6 protein-coding genes are annotated in these 12223 nt (G+C 52.8%); 5 read left to right on the top strand and 1 reads right to left on the bottom strand.

What is annotated here, in order from left to right:
- Positions 1-86: 86 nt before the first annotated feature.
- Entirely contained in the window at positions 87-809 is a 723-nt protein-coding gene (ubiG, locus tag C0K55_RS00885) for a bifunctional 2-polyprenyl-6-hydroxyphenol methylase/3-demethylubiquinol 3-O-methyltransferase UbiG (RefSeq protein ID WP_016242523.1), read from the bottom strand.
- 146 nt (positions 810-955) lie between these two features.
- On the opposite strand from ubiG, the gene gyrA reads away from it, so the two are divergent.
- The 5 genes from gyrA to C0K55_RS00860 all read left to right on the top strand — a co-directional run bounded on the left by gyrA (position 956) and on the right by C0K55_RS00860 (position 12222).
- Positions 956-3583: a DNA topoisomerase (ATP-hydrolyzing) subunit A gene (gene gyrA, locus C0K55_RS00880; RefSeq protein WP_001281278.1), complete on the top strand. Its 2628-nt coding sequence runs from the start codon at positions 956-958 to the stop codon at positions 3581-3583.
- Between the two features lie 148 nt (positions 3584-3731).
- Complete coding sequence (locus C0K55_RS00875) at positions 3732-5420, top strand: DUF2138 domain-containing protein (protein ID WP_016248986.1); 1689 nt, start codon at positions 3732-3734, stop codon at positions 5418-5420.
- Entirely contained in the window at positions 5417-6040 is a 624-nt protein-coding gene (locus tag C0K55_RS00870; RefSeq protein WP_001516750.1) for a DUF1175 domain-containing protein, read from the top strand. The genes C0K55_RS00875 and C0K55_RS00870 overlap by 4 nt, the downstream gene beginning before the upstream one ends.
- Positions 5974-10572: an alpha-2-macroglobulin family protein gene (locus C0K55_RS00865; protein ID WP_105266519.1), complete on the top strand. Its 4599-nt coding sequence runs from the start codon at positions 5974-5976 to the stop codon at positions 10570-10572. The genes C0K55_RS00870 and C0K55_RS00865 overlap by 67 nt, the downstream gene beginning before the upstream one ends.
- Positions 10573-12222 carry a YfaQ family protein gene (locus tag C0K55_RS00860; protein ID WP_105266518.1) on the top strand — a complete coding sequence of 550 codons (1650 nt, stop codon included), beginning with the start codon at positions 10573-10575 and terminating at the stop codon, positions 12220-12222. It begins immediately after the preceding gene.
- Position 12223 lies beyond the last annotated feature (1 nt).

The raw sequence follows: 12223 nt of genomic DNA, 5'->3' as shown, positions 1-12223 counted from the left end.
AGCGTTTGTAGGCCTGATAAGGCGCGGCAAGCGTCGCATCAGGCATTGGCATCGTTGCCGGATTCGGTGCGATCCGGCTTACAATCTCACTTATTCTGCGTATGCAGCATATAGTTCACATCAACGCCGGGGCCGAGCTTAAAGGAGTTAGTGATCGGGTTGTAATGCAGCCCGGTCATATGACGTTCTTTTAAACTGGTCTGATCCACCCAACCCAGCAGTTCTGCCGGTTTAATAAACTTCTTCACGTCGTGCGTGCCTTTTGGCACCATGCGCAAAATATATTCCGCGCCGACTACCGCCATCAGCCACGACTTGCCGTTGCGGTTAAGCGTTGAGAAAAAGACATCGCCGCCCGGTTTTACTAATTGCGCACAGGCTCTGACCACTGACTGCGGATCGGGAACGTGCTCCAGCATCTCCATGCAGGTTACCACATCATACTGTCCGGCATGCTTTGCCGCGTGCTCTTCAACGGTTTCCTGCACGTACTCCACCTGAATGCCGCTTTCCAGTGCGTGAAGTTTTGCTACCTGCAATGGCTCAAAGCCCATATCCAGACCGGTCACTGTCGCGCCTTCTCGCGCCATACTCTCAGCCAGAATGCCGCCGCCACAACCGACATCAAGCACCTTTTTGCCAAATAAACCGCCGGAACGCTCGGCAATATAGCCCAGACGCAGCGGGTTAATGCGGTGCAGTGGTTTGAACTCGCCTTCCAGATCCCACCAGCGGGAGGCGACGGCTTCAAATTTAGCGATCTCTTCGTGGTCTACGTTATGGTTTACCGGCGATTTTTCGGCATTCATTGGCACTTCTACTCCGTAATTGGCAAGACAAGCGAGTATATCAGGCATTGCAGGTGAATAAAGCGTATAGGTTTACCTCAATCTGCGCGGCTGTGTTATAATTTGCGACCTTTGAATCCGGGATACAGTAGAGGGATAGCGGTTAGATGAGCGACCTTGCGAGAGAAATTACACCGGTCAACATTGAGGAAGAGCTGAAAAGCTCCTATCTGGATTATGCGATGTCGGTCATTGTTGGCCGTGCGCTGCCAGATGTCCGAGATGGCCTGAAGCCGGTACACCGTCGCGTACTTTACGCCATGAACGTACTAGGCAATGACTGGAACAAAGCCTATAAAAAATCTGCCCGTGTCGTTGGTGACGTAATCGGTAAATACCATCCCCATGGTGACTCGGCGGTCTATGACACGATCGTCCGTATGGCGCAGCCATTCTCGCTGCGTTACATGCTGGTAGACGGTCAGGGCAACTTCGGTTCTATCGACGGCGACTCCGCGGCGGCAATGCGTTATACGGAAATCCGTCTGGCGAAAATTGCCCATGAACTGATGGCCGATCTCGAAAAAGAGACGGTCGATTTCGTTGATAACTATGACGGCACGGAAAAAATTCCGGACGTCATGCCGACCAAAATTCCTAACCTGCTGGTGAACGGTTCTTCCGGTATCGCCGTAGGTATGGCAACCAACATCCCGCCGCACAACCTGACGGAAGTGATCAACGGTTGTCTGGCGTATATCGAAGATGAAGACATCAGCATTGAAGGGCTGATGGAACACATCCCGGGACCAGACTTCCCGACGGCAGCAATCATCAACGGTCGTCGTGGCATTGAAGAAGCTTACCGTACCGGTCGCGGCAAGGTGTATATCCGCGCGCGTGCCGAAGTGGAAGTTGACGCCAAAACCGGGCGTGAAACCATTATCGTCCACGAGATTCCGTATCAGGTGAACAAAGCTCGCCTGATCGAGAAGATTGCGGAGCTGGTAAAAGAAAAACGCGTGGAAGGCATCAGCGCGCTGCGTGACGAGTCTGACAAAGACGGTATGCGCATTGTGATTGAAGTTAAACGCGATGCGGTCGGTGAAGTGGTGCTCAACAACCTCTACTCCCAGACCCAGTTGCAGGTTTCTTTCGGTATTAACATGGTGGCATTGCATCATGGTCAGCCGAAGATCATGAACCTGAAAGACATTATCGCAGCGTTTGTCCGTCACCGCCGCGAAGTGGTGACGCGTCGTACCATCTTCGAACTGCGTAAAGCGCGCGACCGTGCTCATATCCTTGAAGCATTAGCCGTGGCGCTGGCGAACATCGATCCGATCATCGAGCTGATCCGTCATGCGCCGACCCCGGCAGAAGCGAAAACTGCGCTGGTTGCCAATCCGTGGCAGTTGGGCAACGTTGCCGCGATGCTGGAACGTGCGGGCGACGATGCTGCGCGTCCGGAATGGCTGGAGCCACAGTTTGGCGTGCGTGACGGTCTGTACTACCTGACCGAACAGCAAGCTCAGGCGATTCTGGATCTGCGTCTGCAGAAACTGACCGGCCTTGAGCACGAAAAACTGCTCGACGAATACAAAGAGCTGCTGGATCAGATTGCTGAACTGCTGCGTATTCTTGGCAGTGCCGATCGCCTTATGGAAGTGATCCGTGAAGAACTGGAACTGGTTCGTGAACAGTTTGGTGACAAACGTCGTACTGAAATCACGGCTAACAGCGCTGATATCAACCTGGAAGATCTGATCACCCAGGAAGATGTGGTCGTAACGCTTTCTCACCAGGGCTACGTGAAGTATCAGCCGCTTTCGGAATACGAAGCGCAGCGTCGTGGCGGGAAAGGTAAATCTGCCGCACGTATAAAAGAAGAAGACTTTATCGACCGGTTGCTGGTGGCGAACACCCACGATCATATTCTGTGCTTCTCCAGTCGTGGTCGCGTTTATTCGATGAAGGTTTATCAGTTGCCTGAAGCCTCTCGTGGTGCGCGTGGTCGTCCGATCGTTAACCTGTTGCCGCTGGAACAGGACGAACGTATCACCGCCATTCTGCCGGTGACCGAGTTTGAAGAAGGCGTGAAAGTCTTCATGGCGACAGCTAACGGCACTGTGAAGAAAACCGTCCTCACCGAATTCAACCGCTTGCGTACCGCTGGTAAAGTGGCAATCAAACTGGTTGAAGGCGATGAACTGATTGGCGTTGACCTGACCAGCGGCGAAGACGAAGTGATGTTGTTCTCCGCTGAAGGTAAAGTGGTGCGCTTTAAAGAATCTTCTGTTCGCGCGATGGGCTGCAACACCACTGGTGTTCGCGGTATCCGTTTAGGCGAAGGTGATAAAGTCGTATCTCTGATCGTTCCACGTGGTGATGGTGCAATCCTTACCGCAACGCAAAACGGTTACGGTAAGCGTACTGCGGTGGCGGAATACCCAACCAAGTCGCGTGCGACGAAAGGGGTTATCTCCATCAAAGTCACTGAACGTAACGGGTTAGTGGTTGGTGCGGTGCAGGTAGATGACTGCGACCAGATCATGATGATCACTGATGCCGGTACGCTGGTGCGTACACGTGTTTCGGAAATCAGTGTGGTTGGTCGTAACACTCAGGGCGTTATCCTCATCCGTACAGCGGAAGATGAAAACGTGGTGGGGCTGCAACGTGTCGCAGAGCCAGTTGACGACGAAGAGCTGGATACTATCGACGGCAGTGCTGCGGAAGGGGACGATGAAATCGCTCCGGAAGTGGACGTTGACGACGAACCAGAAGAAGAATAATTTCATCCCTTCATGCCAAAAGGGAGCTGTTTCCCTTTTTTGAATTGAAAAGTCCAGACTGCAAAGTCTGGGCTTTTGTCGTATTAGGGCGCGATAAAGTTTTACATCGCCCATAAAAAATGGCTGGTTTTACACAAGGAATGTGGCAATGAGTGGTGAAAAAAAGGCGAAAGGCTGGCGGTTTTATGGCCTTGTAGGTTTTGGGGCAATAGCACTGCTTTCCGCAGGCGTCTGGGCATTGCAATACACTGGCAGTGGAGCAGAAAAAACCTTGTCACCACTGGTGGTGCACAACAATCTGCAAATCGATCTCAATGAGCCGGACCTCTTTCTCGACAGCGACTCTCTAAGCCAGCTCCCCAAAGATCTCCTCACAATTCCTTTTCTCCATGATGTTTTAAGCGAAGATTTTGTTTTTTATTATCAGAACCATGCCGACCGTCTGGGCATTGAAGGCAGCATTCGCCGCATTGTCTATGAACACGATCTCACGCTGAAAGATAAGTTATTTTCCTCGTTGTTAGACCAGCCTGCGCAGGCGGCGCTGTGGCACGATAAACAGGGACATCTTTCACATTATATGGTGCTGATTCAGCGCAGTGGCTTAAGTAAATTACTGGAACCGTTACTGTTTGCTGCCACCAGCGACAGCCAGTTAAGCAAGACGGAAATCAGCAGCATCAAGATAAATAATGAAACTATTCCTGTTTATCAGTTGCGCTATAACAGCAATAACACACTGATGTTCACGACTTATCAGGACAAAATGCTGGTTTTCTCCAGTACGGATATGCTGTTTAAAGACGACCAGCAGGATAGCGAAGCGACGGCGATCGCGAGTGATTTGTTGAGCGGCAAAAAACGCTGGGAAACCCGCTTTGGCCTGGAAGAGCGTACTGCCGGAAAAACACCAGTACGTCAGCGTATCGTGGTTAGCGCAAATTTGCTGGGCTTTGGCTACCAGCGACTTATCCCATCTTTTGCCGGTGTGCGCTTCGAAATGAACAACGACGGCTGGCACAGCTTTCTGGCATTAAATGATGGATCCGCCAGTGTAGATGCCAGTTTCGATTTCACTCCGGTATGGAACAGTATGCCTGCTGGTGCCAGCTTCTGCGTAGCTGTGCCGTATTCGCACGGTATTGCCGAAGAGATGCTTTCGCACATCAGCCAGGAAAACGACAAGTTGAACGGGGCGTTAGATGGTGCAGCCGGACTGTGTTGGTATGAAGACTCAAAACTGCAAACACCGTTATTTGTTGGTCAGTTTGATGGCACAGCCGAACAGGCGCAACTACCAGGGAAACTGTTTAGCCAAAATATCGGCGCGCACGAAAGCAAAGCGCCGGAAGGTGTACTGCCGGTGACGGAAACACAACAAGGAGAGGCCAGAATATGGCGTCGGGAAGTCAGTTCTCGTTACGGCCAGTACCCAGCCGCACAGGCAGCACAACCTGAACAACTTATGTCAGCGTCCTTTTTCCGTGTGTCGCTGGCGATGCAAAATAAAACGTTGCTTTTCTCCCTGGATGACACGCTGGTGAATAACGCATTGCAAACACTGAATAAAACGCGACCGGCAATGGTGGATGTAATTCCGGTCGGTGGTGTGGTTCCGGTTTATGTGAATCCGCAAGGCGTGGCGAAATTGTTGCGCAACGAAACGCTGACCAGTCTGCCGAAGAACCTCGAACCGGTTTTTTATAATGCCGCGCAAACTTTATTAATGCCGAAGCTGGACGCTTTATCTCAACAACCTCGCTATGTCATAAAGCTGGCTCAGATGGAACCCGGTGCCGCCTGGCAGTGGATACCCATTACCTGGCAGCCACTATGAGACACGGGTTGCTGGCGCTGATCTGTTGGCTGTGTTGTTTTGTTGCCCATAGCGAAAGGCTGAATGTCGAACAATCGGGGCTATTTCGCGCCTGGTTTGTGCGCATTGCACAAGAACAACTACGCCAGGGGCCAAGTCCGCGTTGGTATCAGCAGGATTGTGCGGGACTGGTGCGCTTTGCGGCGAACGAGGCACTGAAAGTTCACGACAGCAAATGGCTAAAAAGTAACGGTATAGCAAGTCAGTATTTGCCGCCAGAGATGACGCTAACACCTGAACAGCGGCAACTGGCACAAAACTGGAATCAGGGGAACGACAAAACCGGCCCCTATGTGACAGCGATTAATTTGATTCAGTACAACAGCCATTTTATTGGCCTGGACATAAACCAGGCGCAGCCTGGCGATATGATTTTTTTCGATCAGGGCGATGCCCAGCACTTAATGGTCTGGATGGGGCGTTACGTCATCTACCACACCGGAAGCGCTACGAAAACTGACAACGGAATGCGCGCAGTCAGTCTGCAACAACTTATGACATGGAAGGACACCCGATGGATACCCAACGATTCCAATCCCAATTTTATTGGCATTTATCGTTTAAATTTTCTGGCGCGATAGCGGCCTGTCTGTGCTTGTCTCTCGCAGGGACGGGGCTTGTTAACGCTGATGACTCACTCCCTTCCAGCAATTATGCGCCACCTGCCGGGGGAACATTCTTTTTGCTCGCTGACAGCAGTTTTAGCAGCAATGAAGAGGCTAAAGTGCGGCTGGAAGCTCCGGGGCGTGATTATCGGCGTTATCAGATGGAAGAATACGGCGGCGTGGATGTTCGCCTGTATCGTATTCCTGACCCAATAGCGTTCCTGCGTCAGCAGAAAAACCTGCATCGCATTGTGGTACAGCCGCAATATCTGGGCGACGGTCTGAACAATACGCTGACCTGGCTGTGGGATAACTGGTACGGCAAATCTCGCCGCGTGATGCAGCGTTCTTTCTCTTCTCAGTCGCGGCAGAATGTAACTCAGGCATTACCGGAATTGCAGCTTGGCAATGCCATCATCAAACCTTCCCGTTATGTACAAAACAACCCGTTTTCACCGCTGAAGAAATACCCGCTGGTGGAGCAGTTTCGTTACCCACTATGGCAGGCAAAACCAGTCGAGCCACAACAAGGCGTAAAACTGGACGGTGCATCCAGTAATTTCATCTCGCCGCAGCCGGGCAATGTCTATATTCCTCTCGGCAAACAAGAGCCTGGACTGTACCTCGTCGAGGCGATGGTAGGCAGTTATCGGGCGACAACAGTGGTATTTGTTTCCGATACCGTGGCGCTCAGCAAAGTGTCGGGTAACGAACTTCTGGTGTGGACCGCTGGCAAAAAGCAGGGTGAAGCGAAGCCTGGCTCCGAGATCCTGTGGACTGACGGTTTTGGCGTGATGACTCGCGGCGTTACTGATGACAGCGGTGCCTTGCAGTTACAACATATATCGCCTGAACGTTCATACATTCTTGGTAAAGATGCTGAAGGCGGCGTTTTTGTATCCGAGAATTTCTTCTACGAAAGCGAAACCTATAACACCCGTTTGTATATCTTTACCGACCGCCCGCTATACCGCGCAGGCGACCGTGTTGATGTCAAAGTGATGGGGCGCGAGTTTCACGGCCCGCTGCATTCATCCCCTATCGTAAGTGCTCCGGCGAAACTCTCGGTGCTGGATGCCAACGGTAGTCTGTTGCAAACCGTCAATGTCGCGCTTGATGCGCGTAATGGCGGGCAGGGGAGTTTCCGCCTGCCAGAAAATGCCGTTGCCGGAGGTTATGAGTTACGCCTGGCTTACCGCAACCAGGTCTATAGCAGCAGTTTTCGCGTGGCAAACTACATCAAACCGCATTTTGAGATTGGCTTAGCCCTCGACAAAAAAGATTTCAAAACTGACGAAGCGGTCAGCGGTAAACTACAACTGCTCTACCCGGATGGTGAGCCAGTAAAAAATGCTCGGGTGCAGTTAAGTTTGCGCGCCCAACAATTGTCGATGGTTGGCAACGATTTGCGTTATGCCGGGCGTTTCCCGGTGTCGCTTGAAGGCAGCGAAACGGTTTCAGACGATAGCGGTCATGTGGCGTTAAATCTTCCCGCTGCCGATAAACCGAGCCGTTATTTATTAACTGTCTCCGCCAGCGACGGCGCGGCGTATCGTGTTACCACCACCAAAGAGATCCTCATTGAACGCGGTCTTGCACATTACACACTAAGCACCGCCGCACAATACAGCAGAAGTGGCGAGCCGGTGGTATTCCGTTATGCCGCGCTGGAGGCTTCAAAACAGGTTCCCGTTAAGTACGAGTGGTTGCGTCTGGAAGACCGCACAAGCTACAGCGGTGACCTGGCGTCTGGCGGTAAATCCTTCACCGTTAATTTCGATAAACCCGGCAACTACAATCTGACTTTGCGTGATAAAGACGGCCTGATTCTCGCCGGGTTAAGCCATGCGGTCAGCGGTAAGGGCAGCATGGCGCATACCGGTACGGTAGATATTGTGGCGGATAAAACGCTCTATCAGCCCGGCGAAACCGCGAAGATGCTGATCACTTTCCCGGAACCGATTGATGAAGCGTTGCTGACGCTGGAGCGTGATCGCGTTGAACAGCGGTCGCTGTTATCGCAACCAGCAAGCTGGCTAACACTGCAACGTTTAAACGATACCCAGTATGAAGCCCGCGTTCCGGTGAGTAATACCTTTGCGCCTAACATCACCTTTTCGGTGCTGTATACCCGTAACGGGCAGTACAGTTTTCAGAATGCCGGGATCAAAGTCGCCGTTCCCCAGTTAGATATTCGGGTGAAAACGGGCAAAACCCATTACCAGCCAGGCGAACTGGTAAATGTGGAATTAACCTCATTGCTGAAGGGCAAACCTGTTTCTGCACAACTAACGGTTGGCGTGGTCGATGAAATGATCTACGCGCTGCAACCGGAGATTGCGCCAAATATCGGCAAATTTTTCTATCCGCTGGGGCGTAACAATGTGCGTACCAGTTCCAGCCTGTCATTTATCAGCTACGACCAGGCACTCTCCAGCGAGCCGGTTGCGCCAGGAGCAACAAACCGCAGCGAGCGGCGAGTGAAAATGCTGGAACGCCCACGGCGCGAAGAGGTTGATACCGCGGCATGGATGCCATCGCTAACAACGGACAAACAAGGCAAAGCATATTTCACGTTCCTGATGCCGGATTCGTTAACCCGTTGGCGCATTACCGCACGTGGGATGAACGGCGACGGGCTGGTCGGGCAGGGGCGTGCTTATTTGCGCTCGGAAAAAAATCTCTACATGAAGTGGAGTATGCCAACGGTGTATCGCCTGGGCGACAAACCGGCGGCAGGGCTGTTTATTTTCAGTCAGCAGGATAACGAACCGGTAGAGCTGGTAAGTAAATTTGCGGGTGTTGAAATGCGCCAGACGCTGACGTTGCATAAAGGGGCTAACTATATTTTGCTGACGCAGGACATTCAGCAATCTGGTTTGCTAAGCGCAGAATTGCAACAAAATGGGCAAGTGCAGGACAGCATTAGCACAAAACTGTCTTTTGTTGATAACACCTGGTCCGTTGAACAGCAGAAAAACGTCATGCTCGGCGGTGGCGATAACACGCTGATGTTGCCAGAGCTGGCGAGTAACATCCGACTACAAAGCAGCGAAACGCCGCAGGAGATTTTCCGTAATAACCTCGACGCGTTAGTCGATGAACCCTGGGGGGGCGTAATCAACACCGGTAGCCGTCTGCTCCCCCTAAGCCTTGCCTGGCGTGCGCTTGCCGATCATCAGAGTGCTGCCGCCAACGACATTCGTCAGATGATTCAGGATAACCGTTTGCGGCTGATGCAACTGGCGGGGCCAGGCGCGCGCTTTACCTGGTGGGGTGAAGATGGCAATGGCGATGCCTTCCTGACAGCATGGGCATGGTATGCCGACTGGCAGGCCAGTCAGGCGCTTGGCGTAACGCAACAACCTGAATACTGGCAGCATATGCTCGACAGCTACGCAGAGCAGGCGGATAACATGCCGTTACTGCATCGGGCGCTGGTGCTGGCGTGGGCGCAGGAGATGAATCTGCCGTGCAAAACGTTGCTGAAAGGGCTGGATGAAGCGGTTTCCCGGAAAGAAATCAAAGCGCTCTCAGAGGAAGACACTCGTGATATCAATGATAGCCTGATCCTCGATGCGCCAGAGTCTCCGCTGGCGGATGCGGTGGCAAACGTTTTAACCATGACGTTACTGAAAAAAGCACAGTTGAAGTCCACTGTCATGCCACAGGTCCAGCAGTATGCGTGGGATAAAGCGGCAAACAGCAACCAACCGCTGGCGCACACGGTTGTGTTGCTTAATAGCGGTGGCGACTCCACCCAGGCTGCGGCCATTTTAAGTGGTTTAACCGCCCAGCAATCCAGTATCGAACGTGCACTGGCCATGAACTGGCTGGCGAAATATATGGCAGCGATGCCTCCCGTAGTGTTACCCGCACCTGCGGGCGCATGGGCTAAACAAAAGGCGACTGGCGGGGGCGAATACTGGCGTTGGGTTGGTCAGGGGGTGCCAGACATTCTCTCTTTTGGTGACGAATTATCGTCGCAAAACGTGCAGGTCCGTTGGCGTGAACCGGCAAAAACTGCTCAACAAAGTAACATTCCGGTGACCGTTGAACGCCAGTTGTATCGGCTGATCCCGGGGGATGAAGAGATGAGCTTTACTCTGCAGCCGGTTACCAGTAGTGAGATTGACAGCGATGCGCTGTATCTCGATGAAATCACTCTCACCAGTGAGCAGGATGCGCCGCTGCGCTACGGTCAGGTGGAAGTACCGCTACCGCCGGGAGCTGATGTTGAACGGACAACGTGGGGCATCTCAGTCAACAAGCCCAACACCGCGAAACAGCAGGGGCAGTTGCTGGAAAAAGCGCGTAATGAAATGAGCGAGTTGGCTTATATGGTGCCGGTGAAAGAATTTGCAGGAACGGTCACTTTCCACCATCTGCTGCGCTTCTCGCAAAAAGGGCAATTCGTTTTACCGCCCGTTCGTTATGTGCGTTCCTATGCGCCTGCGCAGCAAAGCGTTGCGGCAGGTAGCGAATGGCGCGGGATGCAGGTGAAATAAGTGAACTGGAGCAGAATCGTCTGGCTATTGACGCTGGTTACGCTGTCAACGTTTGCGGAGGAGACGCCGTTACAACTGGCACTGCGGGGGGCGCAGCATGATCAACTGTATCAGTTGACGCCATCGGGCGTGACAAACGTCTCTACGCTACCTGACACGCTCACTACGCCGTTAGGGAGCTTATGGAAGCTGTATGTTTATGCCTGGCTTGAGGATACTCATCAGCCGGAGCAGCCCTACCAGTGTCGCGGTAACTCTCCGGAAGAAGTCTATTGCTGTCAGGCGGGGGAGAGCATTACGCGCGAAACGGCGTTGGTGCGTTCCTGTGGTCTCTACTTTTCGCCGCAGCGGTTGCACATCGGTGCGGATGCGTGGGGGCAATACTGGCAACAGCGCCAGGCACCAACCTGGTTAGCATCGCTTTCTACGCTGAAACCCGAAACGTCGGTAACCGTTAAATCGTTGCTTGATTCACTGGCGACGTTACCTGCGCAAAACAAAGCCCAGGAAATATTACTGGACGTGGTGCTGGACGATTCGAAAATTGGCGTAGCGTCCATGCTCGGTAGTCGGGTACGAGTGAAAACCTGGAGCTGGTTTGCCGATGATAAACAGGAAATCCGTCAGGGCGGTTTTGCTGGTTGGTTAACTGATGGTACGCCGCTATGGGTTACAGGCAGCGGCACCAGCAAAACGGTATTGACCCGTTACGCGACGATTCTTAATCAGGTTTTGCCTGTACCGACGCAAGTTGCCAGTGGGCAATGTGTACTGGTGGATCTGTTTGCTCGTTATCCGGTGAAAAAAATCACTGCGGAAAAGAGTACGACGGCAGTAAAACCCGGCGTGCTCAATGGGCGCTATCGAGTGACGTTTGCCAATGGTAACCATATTACGTTGGTCAGCCACGGTGAGACGACCTTACTTACGGAAAATGGCAAACTGAAATTGCAGTCGCATTTCGATCGTGAAGAGTACGTTGCCAGAGTGCTGGATCGCGAGGCGAAAAGTACGCCCCCTGAGGCAGCGAAAGCCATGACCGTGGCGATTCGCACATTTTTACAGCAAAACGCCGATCGGGAAGGCGATTGCCTGACAATCCCGGACAGCAGCGCCACTCAGCGCGTTTCTGCTTCGCCAGCCACCACGGGCGCGCGGACGATGACCGCCTGGACGCAGGATCTCATCTATGCGGGCGATCCGGTTCATTATCATGGCAGTCGCGCTGCTGAAGGAACGCTGTCCTGGCGGCAAGCCACCGTCCAGGCGGGGCAGGGAGAGCGTTACGACCAGATACTCGCCTTTGCTTATCCCGACAACAGCCTTAGCCGCTGGGGAGCACCACGCTCTACTTGCCAGTTATTACCGAAAGCGAAAGCCTGGCTGGCGGAAAAAATGCCACAGTGGCGGCGCGCGTTACAAGACGAGACGGGGTACAACGAGCCAGACGTATTCGCGGTGTGCCGTTTAGTCTCGGGGTTCCCCTATACCGATCGGCAGCAAAAAAGGCTATTTATTCGTAATTTTTTTACACTTCAGGATCGACTGGATTTAACTCATGAGTACCTGCATCTTGCCTTTGATGGATACCCCACCGGGCTGGATGAGAACTATATCGAAGCGCTGACCCGACAATTATTAATGGACTAAT

The organism is Escherichia sp. MOD1-EC6098, from assembly GCF_002965865.1.
GTDB lineage: Bacteria > Pseudomonadota > Gammaproteobacteria > Enterobacterales > Enterobacteriaceae > Escherichia > Escherichia marmotae.
The sequence above is the reverse complement of the archived record's forward strand: the minus strand, read 5'-3'. Positions and strand labels throughout refer to the sequence as shown.